The sequence below is a fragment of the Micromonospora sp. WMMD712 genome (genome assembly GCF_029581295.1).
Lineage (GTDB): Bacteria > Actinomycetota > Actinomycetes > Mycobacteriales > Micromonosporaceae > Micromonospora > Micromonospora carbonacea.
In genome coordinates, this window is sequence record NZ_CP120743.1 from 2121338 (window position 1) to 2138831 (window position 17494).

The following is a 17494-nucleotide window of genomic DNA, read 5'->3' on the forward strand; positions in this document are numbered from 1 at the left end:
AACGCACCCCCGCGCCACGCGGACCCGGTGTAAGGAAGGGCCCCCTGTTAACGCTTTTCGAGGTAAAAGGTGCCCCGCTTAACAGCGGCGGGCCGACGGGCGGCCGCAGCCCTTGCGGGGGAACGGTTTCCGGGATCCACCGGTCGTCCGGCCGAGTGCGGGGCGTGCCGTGAGCGGATGTACGATGATTCGCGTTCCCGGCCAGGCCGACCGCAGGAGGTGATCGCTGTGCGAGATAGCGATCCTCCCAGTCGTGGCCGGGCCGAACGTCAGCCCCGCTGAGCCACGACTCAGCAGGTGAGCTGACCCAGCTCCGCTCCTTCCGCACCGCCCGCCCCTCGGCCCTCGACCGAGGGTGGCGTCTACGGCCCTCGGCCGAAGATGGCGACCGGGCAGCGCCGTCCGCCCAGGACGGGGAGGGGGCACCCCGGTCACGACTTCGTGTGCGCGCCCAGTCCTCCCTCGCGGTCCACCACGCAACGTGGACCGTCCAGTCGCCACCGGAGCCTTCCCATGAGCCGTTACGTCGCACCGCTGGGCTTCACCCTCGCCGCCGTCTGGGTGGCCGTCGTCTTCGTGCTGGCCAGCGCCGGCCACTGACCGCGCCGGCACGGAGACCCCGCCCGGCGGCGGTGACCGCGCACGCAGATCGCCGCCGAACCGGGCAACCGCGCACCAGGCACCGCGCAACAGGCCACCACGCACCAGACCACCGCGCACCAGACCACCGCGCAACAGGCCACCACGCACCAGGCCACCGCGCTCAGGGCCGCCCAGCACCGGCCGGCGGCCCGGCGCGGCGCGGCGGTCGCGTCAGGGCCGCCCGTGCGTGCCGCCCCGCCCGGCCTCAGATCAGCCGCGACGTCCAGAGCAGGCTGGTGGCGCCCGCGCACAGCGCCAGCAGCAGGGCCAGGCCCGCGTACCACTGGGTGATCTCGCGCGGCTCGGTGCGGAACCCGATCGAGCTGCCCATGTCCTGATAGACCTGCTTCAGCTCGCTGACCGAGGCGGCCTCGTAGAAGTAGCCCTCGGTCGTCTCGGCGAGCTCGGCCAGCGCCATCCGGTCCACCGGGACCCGCTGCAACTGGCCGCCGATGTCGACCTGCCCGTCGTCGGTGCCGAACGCGATGGTGGAGACCGGCACGTTGGCGGCCTGCGCGGCCGCGGCCGCCTCCTCCACCGACCGCCCCGAGGTGCGGAACCCGTCGGAGAGCAGCACGATCCGGGCCGGCGGGATGCCCGCCGCGCCGTCGGCCGGCACCGACCGGATCGCCTCCAGGCAGGTGAACACCGCCTCGCCGGTGGCGGTCGCCTCGGCCAGCACCAGCCCGTCGATCGCGGCGGTCACCGCGTCCCGGTCCTTCGTGGGCGGCACCAGCACGTTCGCCGCCTTCGCGAACGAGACGAGACCCAGGTTGTAGGTCTGCGGCAGCTCGCCGACGAACTGCTTGGCCGCCTCCTGGGCGGCCTCCAGCCGGTTCGGCGCGACGTCGTCGGCCTGCATGGACAGCGACACGTCGATCGCCAGCATGACGGTGGCCCGCTCCAGCGGCTCCCGGGTGTCGATCGCCGGCCGGGCCAGCGCCGTGGCGAGCACCAGCAGGCAGAGCAGGAACGCCACCGCCGGCACGTGCCGCCGCCAGCCCAGCCCCTTCGGCGCGAGGGTGCGCAGCAGGTCCACGTTGGTGAACCGCATCGCGTACGCCCGGCGGCGGCGCTGCCGCCACACGTACAGCGCGGCGAGGGCGAGCGCCGGCAGCACGGCCAGCAGCCACCACGGTTGCAGAAAACGGATCATCGTGTCGTCCCCCGGGTGCGGGCGTGCCGCTGCGCGGCGACGAAGCGCACCATGTCGAGCAGCCAGTCGGTGTCGGTGCGGAGTCGCAGGTGGGCCGCGCCGGCCCCGCGCAGCTGCGCGGAGATCTCCGCCCGCTGGGCGGTCGCGGCGTCGGCGTACCGGCGGCGCAGCCGGGGGTCGGCGGTCTGCACCTCGTGCAGCTCGCCGGTCTCCGGGTCGACCACCGGCAGCACCCCCACGTCGGGCAGTTCCAGCTCGCGCGGGTCGACCACCTCGATCGCCAGCACGTCGTGCCGGACCCGCAGCTTACGCAGCGGACGCGCCCACTGCTGCGGCGGCGCGAGGAAGTCGGAGATCACCACCGCGACGCCGCGGCGGCGGGGCGGCCGGTTCAGCGCGTCGACGAGCGCGCCCAGGTCGCTGCGCCCGGGGCGGATCTCGGTGCCGGCGATCGCCCGCAGCAGGCCCTGCGTCTCCCGACGCCCGCCCCGGGCGGGCAGCCGCACCAGCCGCCCCGGGCCGGGCGGGGGCGTCGCGCCGCGCCGGCGGCCGGCCGGGGCCTGCGGGTCGCCACCGCTGCCGACCACCGCCCCGATCCGGTTGCCGCCGCGCACGGTCAGGTGGGCCAGCGCGGCGGCGGCGGCCACCACGACGTCCCGCTTGAGCCACCGGCCGGTGCCGAAGTCGAGGCTCGCCGAGAGGTCCACGGCGAGCCACGTCTCCAGCTCCCGGTCGGCCACCGTGCGCCGCACGTGCGGCATCGTCGTGCGGGCGGTCACCGGCCAGTCCATCCGGCGCACGTCGTCGCCGGGGCGGTACTCGCGCGACTCCCCCGCCTCGCTGCCGGGGCCGGGCAGCAGGCCGGCGTAGTCGCCCTGGAGCAGGCCGTCGAGCTTGCGGGTCACCAGCAACTGGAGCCGGGACAGCACCGCCTCGCTGCGGGGCGCGGCGGCGGGCGAGATCGGGCTTCGCGTACCCGGTGAGGGGTGGGGGTCGGCTGGGGTCACGGCCGCTGCCCGGGCCACCCGGCGGCGGCCGGCGGCGCGCCGCCCGGGGTGGCCTGCTGGCGCGGGGCCACCGACGGCAGCGGGATCGTCGACATCACCCGGTGCACCACGTGGTCGGCCGGCACGTCGTCGGCGAGCGCGTCGTAGCTGAGCACCAGCCGGTGCCGCAGGATGTCCGGCGCGATGTCCTGCACGTCCTGCGGCAGGGCGTAGTCGCGGCCGCGCAGCAGCGCCAGCGCCCGGGTCGCCCGGACCAGGCCGAGCGAGGCGCGGGGGCTGGCGCCGTACTGGATCAGTTGCGCGACGTCGGGCATGCCGTGCTCCGCGGGGGTACGCGTGGCCAGCACCAGCCGCACCGCGTAGTCGACAAGCGCGTTGTGCACGAAGACCTGGTCGGCCTTGCGTTGCAGGGCGATCAGGTCGGCGGTGTCGAAGACCCGCGCCGGCTCCGGCGGGGCGACGCCCATCCGGTAGACGATCTCCCGCTCCTCGGCGTCGGTCGGATAGCCGACGACGATCTTCATGAGGAAGCGGTCCCGCTGCGCCTCGGGCAGCGGGTAGACGCCCTCCTGCTCGATCGGGTTCTGCGTGGCCATCACGAGGAACGGGTCGGGCACCGGGTGGGTCTGGCCGCCGATCGACACCTGCCGCTCGCTCATGACCTCCAGCAGGGCGGACTGCACCTTCGCCGGGGCGCGGTTGATCTCGTCGGCGAGCAGGAAGTTGACGAAGACCGGCCCCAGCTCGACGTCGAACTTCTCGCTGGACTGCCGGTAGATCCGGGTGCCCATGATGTCGGCGGGGACCAGGTCCGGGGTGAACTGCACCCGGGCGAAGGACCCGCCGACCACCCGGGCGAGGGTCTCCACGGCCAGGGTCTTCGCCACCCCGGGGACCCCCTCCAGCAGGCAGTGCCCCCGGGCGAGCAGCGCGACGAACATCCGCTCGACCATCCGGTCCTGCCCGACGATCACCCGCTTGATCTCGAACAGCGCCTTCTCCAGCAGCGTCGCGTCCTGCGCGGGTGTGCTCGTCGGCGGCGCGGCGGACGGGGGCGGGGGCGGCGCGCTGCCGTTCGGCGTCGGGGCGTCGGGCGTGGTCGGCTGGGCCACCGGTCCTCCACAGCATTGTCGATCGTCGCGGCGTGGTGCGTGGTGCGTATCAAGACTCGCACGCCCGGCTGAGTGCCGAGGCGGCGAGAAGCCGATTTTCGCCACGCCGTCCCCGGGTCGGAGAATCGCCGGTCACGGGTTTACAGCAGGGGGTCCGGCGTGTGTACCATTCACCCCGTCGCCGGGCGGCTCCCCCCGTGGCCGCCCGGCGCTCAATCTCCCGCCCGGCGCTCCTAGACTGGCCCGGATGAGCCTCCCCCCTTCCACCGGCGACGCGCCGATCTGTTCGGCGCGCGGTTGCCGTGCCCCGGCGGAGTGGGCGTTGCGCTGGAACAATCCCCGCCTGCACACCGCCGCGCGGCGCAAGACCTGGCTCGCCTGTGCCGACCACCGGGCCTCGCTCGGCGGCTTCCTCGATGCGCGGGGCTTCCTCCGGGAGGTCGCGCCACTGGCCGGATCGCCTACGCTCGACGGGTGAGCGCGCGCAGCGGACGTCCCCGGTGACCGGCGAGCCCCCAGGCGGCCCCCCGCCGCACCCCTCCGGGCCCCCGCCCGGCCCGCCCCCGGCCGCCTACCCGGTCGGGCCACCCCCCACCGAGCCCTCGCCCGGCCCGCCCGCCGCGGCGGGTCACCCGGCCTTCGGGCCGCGGGCGGCACACCCGCCCGGGCCCCTGGAGCCGTGGCCGGCGACGGTGCGCTGGCAGTCGGTCTCCACCGACCTGATCTGGGTCGAGCTGCTGCGCCTGGCGGCGCTGCTCGGGGTGGCGCTGCTGGCGCTGGCGGTCGGCTGGGCGGTGAGCGGGCACTGGCTGTTCGGGGCTGCCCTCGGCGCGGTCGTGCTGGCCGGGGCGTGGCGGGTCGTCACGATCGTCCGGGCGGTGCACGCCTGGGGCTACGCCGAGCGGGAGAACGACCTGCTCGTCCGGCACGGGCTGCTGGTCCGCCGGTTGTCCATCGTGCCGTACTCGCGGATGCAGTTCGTCGACGTCAGCGCGGGGCCCCTGGAGCGGGCGTTCGACCTGGCGACGGTGCAGCTGCACACGGCCGCGGCGGCCAGCGACGCCCGCGTGCCGGGCCTGCGCCCGGCGGAGGCGGCCCGGCTGCGCGACCGGCTCACCGCCCTCGGCGAGGACCGCGCGGAGGGCCTGTGACCCACCCCGGCCCCGAGCTGCCCCGCCCGGCCACCGACACGCCGCCGGCGCCCCACCCCGACGGCCCCGCCGCCGACGTGCCGCCGGCGCCCCGCCCCGACCATCCGGCCGCCGGCCCGCCGCACGACCACCAGCCGACGCCCCCCGCGCCGCCGACGCCGCACGGCCACCCCGACGGCGGCGGCGCGGAGCCACGGCGGCGGCTGCACCCGCTGAGCCCGGCCCTGCACGGGGCGAAGTCGCTGGTGGTGGTCATCGCGGGCCTGTCCTGGTCGACACTGTCGCGGGTCGGCTTCGGCTGGTTCGCGGCGATGGCGACCGTGCTCGCCCTCGGCGCGACGGTGCTGGCGGTGGTGAGCTGGTACAACACCGGCTACCACGTGGTCGGCCGGGAGCTGCGCGTCTACGAGGGGCTGCTGTGGCGGCGCACCCGGGCCATCCCGCTGGAGCGGCTCCAGGCCGTCGAGGTGGTCCGCCCGCTGCTCGCCCAGCTCACCGGCCTCGCCGAGCTGCGGCTGGAGGTGGTCGGCGGCGGCAAGACCGAGGCGCCGCTGGCCTACCTCGGTGTGGCCGAGGCCGCCGCCCTGCGGCAGCGGCTGCTCGCGCTCGCCGGCCCCGCGCCGCACCCGGGGGCGGCCGCGCCGCAGCCGTCCGCCCCGGCCGGGCCGGCGGTCACGCCCGTGCCGCCGGGGCGCGCCCTGCACGCCGTGGCCAACCGGGACCTGCTGGTCAGCCAACTGCTCACCCCGCAGGCGTTCCTGCTCCCCTTCGGCGTGGCCTTCGTCGTGGCGCAGTTCCTCTCCGAGGGCTCGTGGTCGTTCATCGCGGTGGCGAGCACGGTCACCGCGATGGCCGGCGTGCTGCTGCAACCGATCCGCCGGGTGCTCGACGACTGGAACTTCCGGCTGGCCCGCGACGAGGGCACCCTGCGGGTCCGCAACGGCCTGCTGGAGACGCGGGCGCAGACGGTGCCGCTCAACCGGGTGCAGACCGTCGGGGTGACCTGGCCGCTGCTCTGGCGGGCCAAGGGCTGGCTGCGGCTGCGCCTGGAGGTCGCCGGCTACTCCGGCGGCGAGGCCGACGACCGCAACCGGCCGGACCGGCTGCTGCCGGTGGGCGACCAGGGCACGGGCGAACGGATCGTCGCGGAGGTGCTGCCGGGGGTGCGGCTGGGCGGGCTGGCGACCGGCCTCCCGCCGGCCCGGGCGCGGTGGCTGCGCCCGCTGGGCTGGCGCGCGGTCGGCGCGGGGCTCGACGAGCGGGTCTTCGCCGCCCGGTCCGGCCTGCTCACCCGGCAGCTCACCGTCGTGCCGTACGCCCGGATCCAGAGCGTGCGGGTGACCCAGGGCCCGGCGCAGCGGCGACTGCGGTTGGCCACCGTGCACGCGGACACGGCCGGCGGCGCGGGCGCCGCCGCCCTCGACCGCGACCTCGACGAGGCGTGGTGGCTGGCGGCGGAGCTGACGGCCCGGGCGCACGCCGCCCACCGCGCCCGCTGAGCCGCAACGCGGCCGGGTCGGCTGCGGGGACGCGGCTCAGCGGGTCGCCGGCACCGCCGACGGGTCGGCGACCGGGTCGGCCGGCTCCGCGCCGCCCGGCCCGCCGTCGGCCCGCTCCCCATCGGGGGTACGGCGGGACCGGCGCGCCGCCCACCAGCGCTCCCCCAGGCCGACGGCCAGGAAGGTCAGCCCCACGTACGCCCAGCCGACGAGCACGTCGATGACGTAGTGCTCGCCGGAGTAGACCAGGGTGAACGTCATCGCCAGCGGGTACGCCAGCAGCAGCGGCCACCAGCGGCGGCGGGCCGAGCGGAGGAAGAACACCACCACGAAGAGGGCGAACGCGGTGTGCAGCGACGGCATCGCGGCCACCGGGTTGGACGCGATCTGCCCGGCGTTGAGCAGGTTGCCGGCCCCGTGCATGCCGAACGCCTTCCAGCCCCGGGTGGAGATGCGGGCCACCTCGGTGAGCAGGCCGTTCTGCGCCGCCCACCAGGGCGGGGCCGCCGGGTAGAGGAAGTAGGTGACCAGCCCCGACGCGCACAGGAACCCCCAGCGGCGCATGAACGCCGCCCAGCGGTGCCGGTCGCGCATCCAGAGCACGGCGGCGGCGGCGAGCGCCACCACGAAGTGCGAGAAGTACACCCAGCTCGCCACCACGTCCCACCAGCGCACCTCGGGACGGTAGAGGTGCTCCTGCAACCAGATCGTCGGCACCTGGCCGCCGGTGGCCCAGCCGAACATGAACCGGTCGGCGACGATCAGCTCCATCGCGTGCGGGGTGGCCCCGTTGTCGGCGAACCCCCGGGACAGGTTGTAGACGGCGAGCAGCAGCACCACGGGCACCCAGTCGCGGGCGAAGCGCAGGTGGCTGCGCCACGGGCGGCGGGAGTTCCAGGCGATGGTGGCCGCCCAGATCCACAGGAACGCGTACGCCGGGTCGGTGGGCAGGCCGATGACGAGCCAGCCGGCCACGAAGGCGACCGCCCAGGCCGCCATGGCGACCACGCGGCGACGACCGCCGTCGGAGGGCTCCGGTGGTCCGGTGGGGGCGGGGGGCTGGGGGTCAGTCACGACGGCCATCGCCGTCCAGGTTAGCGGCGGCGGCCTTCCCGCCGACGGCGGCCTCGCCGGTCGACGGCGGACCTCGCCCGATGCGCGGACGGCGGCCCCGCCCGCCGCCGGGACGACGCCCCCGACGGCTCGTGGCGCGGGCGGCGGCCCTCCCCGTGGCGCGGGCGACGGCCCCGCCCCGTGCGTGGCGGCGACCGGAACGGCGGACGCCGACCACCTAGGCTGTGGCCATGCAGGAGCAGTCGGAGCATTCCCTCGCGCCGGGCCGGTCCGCCCGCGTCGAGCTGACCGTCACCGACGCCGACACCGCGCTCGCCGCCGGCTCCGGCGACGTCGAGGTGCTGGGCACCCCCCGGGTGGTCGCGCTGGCCGAGGCGGCCACGGTCGCGGCGACCGCCGGGGCGCTGCCGCCCGGCGGCACGACGGTCGGGACGCGGGTCGAGCTGGACCACCTCGCCGCCACGCCGGTCGGGCGGACGGTGGTGGCGCAGGCGCGGCTCACGGACGTCGACGGGCGACGGCTGGGCTTCGAGGTGACGGTCACCGACGACGCCGGCCGGGACGTGGCGCGGGGGCGGGTGGAGCGGGTGCTGGTCGACCGGCGGCGCTTCGTCGCGCGGGCCACCGGCGCGCCGGCCGGGGCGGGCACGCCGTGACGGCGCGGTTCGTCGAGGTCGCCGACCGGGTGTACGTGCTGCGCGAGCCGCTGCTCGACGTCAACGTCACGCTGGTCGTCGGCGACGACGCGGCGCTGGTGGTGGACACCCTCTCCACCGCCGGGCAGGCCGCCGGGCTGGTCGCCGCCGCCCGCGCGGTCACCCCGCACCCGTGGACGGTCGTGAACACCCACCACCACTTCGACCACTGCTTCGGCAACGCCGTCGTCGCCGGCCACCCGGCCCGACCGGTCTACGCGCACGAGGCCGCCGCCGTGGCGCTGCGGGACCGCCCCGACGAGCTGCGCCGGGCCGCGTACGAGGAGATGCGCGCCGACCGGCCGGAGCTGGCCGCCGAGCTGGCCGGCACCCGGCTGCTGGCCCCGACCCACGTCGTGCGGGCGGAGACGGTGCTGGACGTGGGCGGCCGGCGGGTGGTGCTGCGCCACCCGGGCCACGGGCACACCGACGCCGACCTGGTGGTGCACGTGCCGGACGCGGACCTGCTGGTCGCCGGGGACCTCGTGGAGCAGAGCGGCCCGCCGGCGTTCGAGGAGTCGTATCCGTTGCAGTGGCCGGACGCGCTGGCCGAGGTGCTCCGGCTGACCACCCCGGGCACGGTGGTCGTGCCGGGGCACGGCGAGCTGGTCGACCCGGAGTTCGTCCGGGCCCAGCACGGGCAGTTGGCCGAGCTGTCCTGGCTGATCCGGGCCGGCCACACCGGCGGGGCCCCGCCGGAGCGGGTGGCCGCCGAGGCGCCCTTCGGCGCCCGCGCCGCCCTCACCGCGGCCCGCCGCGGCTACGCCGAACTGGACGGCGCCGGCTGACGTTCCGCCCGCCGGCGCGGGCCGCCCCGCCGGGTCAACCGGGGAAGCGGGCCAGGACCTCGGCGCGGGTGGGCATGGCCACCGCGCCGCCCGCCGACTCGCAGACCAGGCCGGCCACGCGCAGCGCGAACGCGACCCGGCGGTGCCAGTCGGCGGGGTCGGTGGGCTCCCCGTCGGCCAGCAACCCGGCGACGAGCGCGCCCATCACCGAGTCACCCGCGCCCGTCGCGTCGACCGCGTGCACCTTCGGCGCGGGCACGCGTACCGGATCGGCGGTGGCGGCGGCGACCAGCGCGCCGTCCGCGCCGAGGGTGACCACGACGGTGGCCGCCCCCAGCTCCCGCAGGTACGCCGCGACCCCCTCGACCGGCTCGCCGGGATAGAGCAGCTCCGCGTCGGCGGCGCTGAGCTTGACGAGGTGGGCGGAGGCGGCGAACTCCGCGACCGTCTGGCGCAGGGCGGCCAGCGCGGCCGGGCCGTCGAGCAGCCGGGGCCGGACGTTCGGGTCGAACACCCGCAGCCCGCCCGCGACGGACCAGGCGCGGCGCGCGGCGGCGAGCACGCCCGGCGACAGCAGCACGATCGAGCCGCAGTAGAGCACGTCCGCCGCCCCGACCAGGTCCACGTCCAGGGCGTCGGCGGTGAGCAGCCCGTACGACGGCGGCTCGCCGTAGAAGCGGAAGTCCGGCTCCGCGCCGGAGTGGGTGGCCACCGCCAGGGCGGTCGCGGCGGGCACGGTGACCGCGCCGGCCAGCCCGACGCCCGCGTCGGTCAGGAAGGCGCGGATCCGGTCGGCGAGCGCGTCGTCGCCGAGCGAGCCGACGAACTGCACCGACCCGCCGAGGCGGGCCACCCCGACGGCGACGTTGAGCGGGCCGCCGCCGATCGCCTGCCGGAAGACGGGCTGCCCGTCGCACTCCCCGTCGAGCAGGTCGATCAGTGCCTCGCCGAGCACCACCGCGTATCCCATCGTGGCCCTTCCGTCGCCTCCGCTGTCGTACCCCGATCCTTTCCTACCTGGCGGCGACGCCGGCACCGAACCCCCACCTGGCGGGGCCACGGACCGGGCGGGACCCGGATATCATCGACAGTCAACTATTGCGGCGGTCGGCTTCGGCGTGGTGAGATGACGCTGCCGGTCGATGCGAGGGGCTGTCGCGTCCGCCGGCGCCGGGAGAGAGCCAGCGCGAGGGGCACACCGGTCCGCCGAGGCGGACCGTCGGTGACGCGCGCCGTCGGCCCACGGGCATGGGCGCGGCACCGCGATCGTGACATCCGCTCGTCCCAGCGGAACGGCCGGTGCGGTCGTTCCGCGAGTCAGGAGAACCCCGTGACCCGTTCCCGCACGGCCGCGCTGCTCATCGCGGCCGCAACCCTCGCCGCGGGTGCCGCCACCGTGGTGGCCAGCCCCGACCCGGCAGAAGCACACGGCGCGTCGATGACCCCCGGCGCCCGCACCTACCTGTGCTGGAAGGACGGCCTCGCCCCCACCGGTGAGATCAAGCCGAACAACCCGGCCTGCTCGGCCGCGGTCGCCCAGAACGGGGCCAACTCGCTGTACAACTGGTTCAGCGTGCTGCGCTCGGACGCCGGCGGCCGCACCGTCGGCTACATCCCCGACGGCAAGCTGTGCAGCGGCGGCAACACCGGCTTCAGCGGCTACGACGCCGCCCGCAGCGACTGGCCGCTGACCCACCTGACGGCCGGTGCCCGGTTCAACTTCACGTACAGCAACTGGGCCCACCACCCGGGCACCTTCTACTTCTACGTGACGAAGGACAGCTGGAGCCCGAACCGGCCCCTGGCCTGGAGCGACCTGGAGGAGCAGCCCTTCCTCACGGTGACCAACCCGCCGCAGAGCGGTGGGCCGGGCACCAACGACGGGCACTACTACTTCAGCGGCAACCTGCCCTCGGGCAAGAGCGGCCAGCACATCATCTACTCGCGCTGGGTCCGCTCGGACAGCCAGGAGAACTTCTTCGGCTGCTCGGACGTGACCTTCGACGGCGGCAACGGCCAGGTGACCGGCATCGGCCAGGGCGGCACCCCGAACCCGACCACCCCGGCGCCGACCACCCCCGCCCCCACCACGCCGGCTCCGACGACGCCGGCACCCACCACCCCCGCGCCGACGACGCCGCCGGCCGGCGGTGACTGCATGGCGACCTACAAGGTGGTCAGCTCCTGGTCCGGCGGGTTCCAGGGCGAGGTGGCCATCATGAACCACGGCTCGACGCCGTTCGCCGGCTGGAAGGCGACCCTGACCTGGTCGACGGGCCAGACGATCCACAGCCTGTGGAACGGCACGTACACCACGTCGGGCTCGACGGTGACGGTCACCAACAGCCCCTACAACGGGGCGGTCGCGCCGGAGGGGACGACCACCTTCGGCTTCGTCGCCGGCGGCACGAGCTCGCTGCCGACGGTGAGCTGCTCCCGCGTGTGACCCCGCGCCCGCGCGTCGGCCGAGCCGGCGCGCGGTGAGCGGAAAGGGCCCCCGCCGAAACGGCGGGGGCCCTTTGGCGTGCCGGCCCCCGCCCACCCCGCTCAGCGGGGCGCGGGGCGCGCCGGGCTCAGCGGACCACGGAGCCGACGACCGGCTTCGTCAGCAGCGCCGACTGGTTGCGCTGGATGCCCGGGTCGAGCGTCTTGGCCACGAAGATCGCGTGCCAGATGCAGAAGATCAGCACCGTCCACACCTTGCGGGAGTGGTCGGCCTCCTCCCGCTTGTGCTCCTCCAGCAGCCGCATCGCGTACGACAGGTCGATCAGGTCGCCCGCGCCGGAGTTGGACAGCACCCAGCGGGCCCACTCGTACATCTCGCCGCGCAGCCAGACCCGCGTCGGGGTGGGGAAGCCCAGCTTCTTGCGGTTGACGATGGCCGGCGGCACGACGCCCTGAAGGGCCTGGCGCATGGCGTACTTGGTGGCGTCGGAGCGCGGCGGGAGCTTCAGGTCCACCGGGATGGTGGCCGCCACGTCGAACACCTCCTTGTCGAGGAACGGCACCCGGACCTCCAGCGAGTGCGCCATCGAGATCCGGTCGGCCTTGACCAGGATGTCGCCGCGCAGCCAGGTGTAGAGGTCGACGTACTGCATCTTGGTGACGTCGTCGAGCTCGGTGCACTCGGCGTAGATCGGGGCGGTGACGTCGGTGTAGCGCACCGAGGGGTCGTAGCGGCGCAGCAGGTGCTGCTTCTCCTCCTCGGTGAACATCCGGGCGTTGCCGTAGTAGCGCTGCTCGATCGGGGTGGTGCCGCGCTCCAGGAAGCTCTTGCCCTTGACCCCCTGCGGGATGGCCTTGGAGACCGCGCGCAGCCCCTTCTGCACGCCGCCGGGCAGGCCGTTGACCGTGCCGAGCGACAGCGGCTCGCGGTAGATGGTGTAGCCGCCGAAGAACTCGTCGGCGCCCTCGCCAGAGAGGACCACGGTGACGTGCTCGGCGGCCTTCTTCGCCACGAAGTACAGCGGCACGAGCGCCGGGTCGGCCACCGGGTCGTCGAGGTGCCAGACGATCTTCGGCAGCGCGTCGATCATGTCCTGCGGCCCGATCTTGGTCGGGATCGTGGTCACGTCGAGGTGCCGGGCCGAGTCCTGGGCGACGTCGATCTCCGAGTAGCCGGGGACGTCGTAGCCGACGGTGAAGGTGAGGATGTGCGGGTTGAACTCGCGGGCCAGGGCCACCACGGCGGTGGAGTCGATGCCACTGGACAGGAACGAGCCGACCGGCACGTCCGAGCGCATGTGCATCCGGACGCTCTCCCGCAGCGTCTCCCGGATCTGGTGGTAGAGCCGCTGTTCGTCGGCGACCGGGGTGGGCCGGAACACCGGGCGGTACCACCGCCGCACGTCGATCCGGCCGCCCGGGGTCCAGGTCAGGTATTCCCCCGACCCGATCCGGCTGATCCCCTGGTGCAGGGTGCCGGGCTCCGGGACGTACTGGAGGGTCAGGTAGTGGCTGAGGTTGGCCGTGTCGATGCCGGCGTCCCCGGCGTACGCCGACTGGGCGAACGGCAGCAGCGCCTTCTTCTCGGAGGCGAGGTAGAGCCCGTCGACGGTCTCCAGGTAGTGCAGCGGCTTGATGCCGAAGTTGTCGCGCGCGCCGAACGCCCGGCGCTCCTGCCGGTCCCAGATGACGAAGGCGAACATGCCGCGCAGCCGGGTGAGCACCTGCTCGCCCCAGTAGTGGTAGCCGGCGACGATCACCTCGCCGTCGCCCCCGGTGGCGAACTGCGCGCCGAAGTTGCGCATCAGCTCCTCGCGCAGCTCGATGTAGTTGTAGATCTCGCCGTTGAAGGTCAGCAGGTAGCGCCCGCCCGCGTAGGGCAGCGGCTCGTGGCTGGACGCCACGTCGATGATCGCCAGGCGCTTGTGCGCGAAGACCGCGTCCGCGTACTGGCCGCCCGCGTCGCCGACCACCTCGACCCCGGTCTCGTCCGGTCCGCGGTGGTGCAGGCATTCCAACGCCCCCGCGATGTGGTCGCGGTGGGCGGCGGCGTTGCCGTTAGCGCTGAAGAAGGCCAGAAGTCCGCACATGGTGGTCATCTTTCCACGCGGCGCGGGCGACCGTCGCGGGCACCGCAGGGTCTCCGCTCGCGCCTGCGCCGGGGTACCGTCTGGACCAGCGACGAGGCGGAGGGAGCGGATCATGAGCGAGGACCGGACGGACGGCCAGCCGGCGGACGGCACCGAGTCGCACGACCCGGATTTCCCGGAGGCGTTCCTGTCGTTCATGCGCCAGGGCTGGCGGGACACCACCCTGCCGGTCGGCCCCCGGGTGGAGGTGCCCAACCACGCCAAGCGGCGGGCCGCGCTCTCCGCGGCCTTCCCCGGCGAGACGCTGGTCATCCCCACCGGCGGGGAGAAGACGCGCGCCAACGACACCGAGTACCGGTTCCGGCCGGGCAGCGACTTCGCGTACCTGACCGGCGACCCCGACCCCGACAGCGTGCTCGTGCTGCGCCCGAACGGCTCGGGGCACGACGCCGTGCTCTACGTGCGACCCCGCTCCTCGCGGGACAACGACGAGTTCTTCCGCAGCCGGCACGGCGAGCTGTGGGTGGGCCGCCGGCACACCCTCGCGGAGAAGTCGACCGAGCTGGGCCTGCCCACGGTCGACCTGGCCGAGCTGGACGCGGCGCTGGCCAACCTGGCCCCGGGGCGCACGCGGGTGCTGCGCGGCTTCGACGCCCGCGTCGACGCGGCCGTGCGCCCCTACGACGGGCCCCGCGAGGAGGGCCAGCCGGCCCGCGACCGGGAGCTGGCCATCGCGATCTCCGAGCTGAAGCTGGTCAAGGACGAGTGGGAGATCGCCCAGCTCCAGGACGCGATCGACGCCACCGTGCGGGGCTTCGAGGACGTGGCCCGGGTGCTGCCGGCCGACCGGGGCGTCTCGGAGCGGCTGCTGGAGGGCATCTTCGCGCTGCGGGCCCGGCACGACGGCAACGACGTCGGCTACGGCTCGATCGTCGGGGCCGGCGAGCACGCCACGATCCTGCACTGGGTGCACAACCACGGCACCACCCGGCCGGGCGAGCTGCTGCTGATGGACATGGGGGTGGAGAACCGCAACCTCTACACCGCCGACGTCACCCGGGTGCTGCCGGTCGGCGGCCGGTTCACCCCGCTGCAACGCCAGGTCTACGACATCGTGTACGCCTCGCAGCAGGCCGGCATCGACGCGGTCCGGCCGGGCGTGGCGTTCAAGGAGGTGCACCGGACCTGCATGCGGGTGCTCGCCGAGGGGCTGCACGAGCTGGGCCTGCTGCCGGTGAGCGTGGACGAGGCGATGGACGAGAAGTCGACGGTCTACCGCCGGTGGACGCTGCACGGCTTCGGGCACATGCTCGGCATCGACGTGCACGACTGCTCGAACGCCCGTAAGGAGACGTACCGCGACGGCACCCTCGGCGAGGGCTACGTGCTCACCGTGGAGCCGGGGCTCTACTTCCAGCCCGAGGACGACCTGGTCCCGGAGGAGCTGCGCGGCATCGGCATCCGGATCGAGGACGACGTGCTGGTCACGGCGACCGGCGCGGTCAACCTGTCGGCGGGGCTGCCGCGCCGGGCCGACGAGGTGGAGACCTGGCTGGCCGAGCAGCGGGAGGCGGGCCCCCGCCTGCCCGGCTGACGGCGACGGCGTCCCGCTCGTCCCGGTGACGGGCGACAAGACGCCGAACACGGGTTTTCTTCAGATAAGTCCGGCCGAGGCTGGTTCGACCGTTAAGGTGGGTTCAGCGGCCGGCTCCCGTCGGCGTCGTTCCATCCACCGGGTTGTCACCGAATTCCATCCACTGATTGCAGTCGTCGGCACGAACCGGCGAGCCACGTCGGCACCGGCTCCGGTGCTCGACTGATCCACATAGCGCGGGGCCTGCGCTGGACGACGAGTCCGGGCACAGGCCCCGACGTCTACCACCGGCCGCCCGATGGCCGGCGCGGCAGCGACCGCGCCGGGGCCGCAGGCCCCTCCTCCAGCGCCGCTAGCCGCGCGCTCCGAGTCCCGTCTGATCCGGCTTGAGGCATCGGTTCTCAAACGTGGGCTTTCCTCGGATAAGCCCACGAAGCGAAGAAAGCTCTCCTACGGTGATTTTCAGTAGCTACAACCGATTTGTAGCCAAGGACGCCACGCCACGGCGAAGCGGCCTTGTCTGATGCAAGGAGAGGGCAGAGAGCTCCGATGTCCAATCACCTTAAGCAGAGCGGCACCGCCAACCCGGTGCCGAGGAACCGCCGCAAGAAGTGGCTCGCCACCGGCATCGCCGGCATGGCGGGCGTGGTCGGCCTGGGCATGATGGCCGCCACCACCGCCAGCGCGGTCACCCGCCTCGACGACTCCGGCGGACACCAGAGCCAGAAGGACGGTTCGGGCCGGGGCGAGGGCTGGGAGGGGCACGAGGGTGGCCGCCCCGGAGAGGGCGAGCGGCACGTCGCCTCCGTGCCGTGCGACGTCACCGCCCTGTTCGCCGCCATCAACCGGGCCAACCAGAACCTGGGGGGCACCCTGAAGCTGGCCCGTGGCTGCACGTACGAGCTGCGCACCGGCACCGCGACGGCGACCGGCAGCAACGCGCTGCCGCCGATCACCACCGACATCACGATCCTGGGGGAGCACTCGGTCCTGGAGCGGGCCTGGGACCTGGCGAGCGCGCCGCCGACCCTGTTCCGCATCTTCCAGGTCAACGCCGGCGGCAACCTGCGGCTGAGTGACGTCACGCTGCGCAACGGTCTGGTCGTCACCGCCCCCGGCGGCGGGGCCATGCTGGTGCAGGCCGGCGGCCGGGCCGAGCTGAAGGGCGTGAAGCTGACCCAGAACAACGCCGCCACCGCCGGGGTCAACGGTGGGGCGATCACCAACCTGGGCACCACCGTGCTGAAGGACACCAAGTTCACCCTCAACAACGCGGGGAACAGTGGGGGCGCGGTCTTCAACAGCGGCACGCTGACGGTGCACGACTCCCACTTCGAGGCGAACAAGGCCAGCGGCACGAACACCCAACCGCCCGTGTCCGGTGGTGGCGCGATCGCCAGCACCGCGGGTGCGGTGACCATCCGCAAGAGCACCTTCGTCGGCAACCAGACCGCCGGCAGCGGCGGCGGTCTCCTGGTGGCCGGCGGCTCCGCCGACGTCGCCGACAGCACCTTCCGGCTCAACGTCGCGCTGACCAACGGCGGCGGCATCGCCGTCACCGGGGGCAACGTGCAGTTGCGCGACGTCAAGTTCGTGGAGAACACGACGCTCGGCGCGGGTGGCGGGCTCTACACCCTCGGCGGCTCCACCACCACGATCCTGCCGGGCGACGACAAGTGGACGTCCGAGCTGGCCGAGCAGTACCGCGGCGGGAGTGCCCCGGACCATGGCACCAGGGCCAAGGGCAGCGAGGACAAGGGCGGCAAGGGCGGAATGGCCGAGCCGCAGCCCGACGGCCTCCAGCCCGGCGGCGACGGCGCGGAGTACGAGAAGAAGGTGGAGCGCTACAACGGCACCACGTTCTTCGGCAACGTCGCCGGCACCAACGGCGGGGCCATCAACAACGGCGGCGTCCTCACGATGTCCGACAGCGTGGTGCTGCGCAACCAGGCCGCCAACAACGGCGGCGGCATCAACAACGCCGCCGGCGGGACGCTCGTCGTCCAGCGCAGCGTGATCACCGAGAACCAGGCCGGCGCCACCGGCGGCGGCATCTTCAACGCGGGCACCGCCAGCATCGACGTCAAGACGCTGGTGTTCCGCAACAACCCGAACAACTGCGGCGGCACCGCCATCACCAACTGCCAGGGCTGACCGGGCCGCCACGGAGCAACCGCTCCACCGCAACAAAGAAGCCGGCCCCGCCGGGCGCGACCTCAAGTCGCGCTCGGCGGGGCCGGC

At 74.4% G+C, this 17494-nt stretch carries 14 protein-coding genes; 8 read left to right on the forward strand and 6 right to left on the reverse strand.

The window, feature by feature from the left end; genetic code table 11:
* Positions 1 to 847: 847 nt before the first annotated feature.
* Genes O7633_RS08750 through O7633_RS08760 form a run of 3 tightly spaced genes read right to left on the reverse strand, consistent with a single transcriptional unit; the run spans position 848 to position 3917 of the window.
* Positions 848 to 1798 carry a VWA domain-containing protein gene (locus O7633_RS08750; protein ID WP_043967613.1) on the reverse strand — a complete coding sequence of 317 codons (951 nt, stop codon included), beginning with the start codon at positions 1796 to 1798 and terminating at the stop codon, positions 848 to 850.
* Positions 1795 to 2760, reverse strand: a complete 966-nt coding sequence (locus O7633_RS08755; RefSeq protein WP_256095427.1) for a DUF58 domain-containing protein — start codon at positions 2758 to 2760, stop codon at positions 1795 to 1797. The genes O7633_RS08750 and O7633_RS08755 overlap by 4 nt, the downstream gene beginning before the upstream one ends.
* A gap of 41 nt (positions 2761 to 2801) precedes the next feature.
* Positions 2802 to 3917 carry a MoxR family ATPase gene (locus O7633_RS08760; RefSeq protein ID WP_282327275.1) on the reverse strand — a complete coding sequence of 372 codons (1116 nt, stop codon included), beginning with the start codon at positions 3915 to 3917 and terminating at the stop codon, positions 2802 to 2804.
* 247 nt (positions 3918 to 4164) lie between these two features.
* Here O7633_RS08760 and O7633_RS08765 point away from each other — a divergent pair, with 247 nt between their 5' ends.
* Genes O7633_RS08765 through O7633_RS08775 form a run of 3 tightly spaced genes read left to right on the forward strand, consistent with a single transcriptional unit; the run spans position 4165 to position 6567 of the window.
* Positions 4165 to 4395: a hypothetical protein gene (locus O7633_RS08765; RefSeq protein ID WP_282327276.1), complete on the forward strand. Its 231-nt coding sequence runs from the start codon at positions 4165 to 4167 to the stop codon at positions 4393 to 4395.
* Positions 4396 to 4417: 22 nt separating this feature from the next.
* Positions 4418 to 5068: a PH domain-containing protein gene (locus O7633_RS08770; protein ID WP_282327277.1), complete on the forward strand. Its 651-nt coding sequence runs from the start codon at positions 4418 to 4420 to the stop codon at positions 5066 to 5068.
* Positions 5065 to 6567, forward strand: coding sequence for a PH domain-containing protein (locus O7633_RS08775; protein WP_282327278.1), 1503 nt, complete (start codon positions 5065 to 5067; stop codon positions 6565 to 6567). The genes O7633_RS08770 and O7633_RS08775 overlap by 4 nt, the downstream gene beginning before the upstream one ends.
* Positions 6568 to 6603: 36 nt before the next feature.
* Here O7633_RS08775 and O7633_RS08780 read toward each other — a convergent pair whose 3' ends face one another.
* Positions 6604 to 7650 (reverse strand): phosphatase PAP2 family protein, encoded by a 1047-nt coding sequence (locus O7633_RS08780; protein WP_282327279.1) that lies wholly within the window; start codon positions 7648 to 7650, stop codon positions 6604 to 6606.
* A gap of 221 nt (positions 7651 to 7871) precedes the next feature.
* Between O7633_RS08780 and O7633_RS08785 the strand changes: the two genes are divergently transcribed.
* Together O7633_RS08785 and O7633_RS08790 are read left to right on the forward strand one after the other, a co-directional pair.
* The gene (locus tag O7633_RS08785; protein ID WP_178065722.1) at positions 7872 to 8297 is read left to right on the forward strand and encodes a hotdog domain-containing protein; all 426 of its coding nucleotides are present in this window, start codon (positions 7872 to 7874) and stop codon (positions 8295 to 8297) included.
* Positions 8294 to 9124 carry an MBL fold metallo-hydrolase gene (locus O7633_RS08790; RefSeq protein WP_282327280.1) on the forward strand — a complete coding sequence of 277 codons (831 nt, stop codon included), beginning with the start codon at positions 8294 to 8296 and terminating at the stop codon, positions 9122 to 9124. The genes O7633_RS08785 and O7633_RS08790 overlap by 4 nt, the downstream gene beginning before the upstream one ends.
* 34 nt (positions 9125 to 9158) lie before the next feature.
* Here the strand turns inward: O7633_RS08790 and O7633_RS08795 are convergent, their stop codons facing one another.
* The gene (locus O7633_RS08795) at positions 9159 to 10094 is read right to left on the reverse strand and encodes a carbohydrate kinase (protein WP_282327282.1); all 936 of its coding nucleotides are present in this window, start codon (positions 10092 to 10094) and stop codon (positions 9159 to 9161) included.
* 360 nt (positions 10095 to 10454) lie between these two features.
* On the opposite strand from O7633_RS08795, the gene O7633_RS08800 reads away from it, so the two are divergent.
* Positions 10455 to 11570 (forward strand): lytic polysaccharide monooxygenase, encoded by a 1116-nt coding sequence (locus O7633_RS08800; protein ID WP_282327284.1) that lies wholly within the window; start codon positions 10455 to 10457, stop codon positions 11568 to 11570.
* A gap of 127 nt (positions 11571 to 11697) precedes the next feature.
* Here the strand turns inward: O7633_RS08800 and asnB are convergent, their stop codons facing one another.
* Positions 11698 to 13659, reverse strand: coding sequence for an asparagine synthase (glutamine-hydrolyzing) (asnB, locus tag O7633_RS08805; protein ID WP_282327286.1), 1962 nt, complete (start codon positions 13657 to 13659; stop codon positions 11698 to 11700).
* A gap of 112 nt (positions 13660 to 13771) precedes the next feature.
* Between asnB and O7633_RS08810 the strand changes: the two genes are divergently transcribed.
* Both O7633_RS08810 and O7633_RS08815 read left to right on the forward strand, forming a co-directional pair.
* Entirely contained in the window at positions 13772 to 15253 is a 1482-nt protein-coding gene (locus tag O7633_RS08810; protein WP_282327288.1) for an aminopeptidase P family protein, read from the forward strand.
* 549 nt (positions 15254 to 15802) lie between these two features.
* A complete protein-coding gene (locus O7633_RS08815; RefSeq protein ID WP_282327290.1) occupies positions 15803 to 17407 on the forward strand; it encodes a hypothetical protein in 1605 nt (534 codons plus the stop codon).
* The last annotated feature ends 87 nt before the right edge of the window (positions 17408 to 17494 follow it).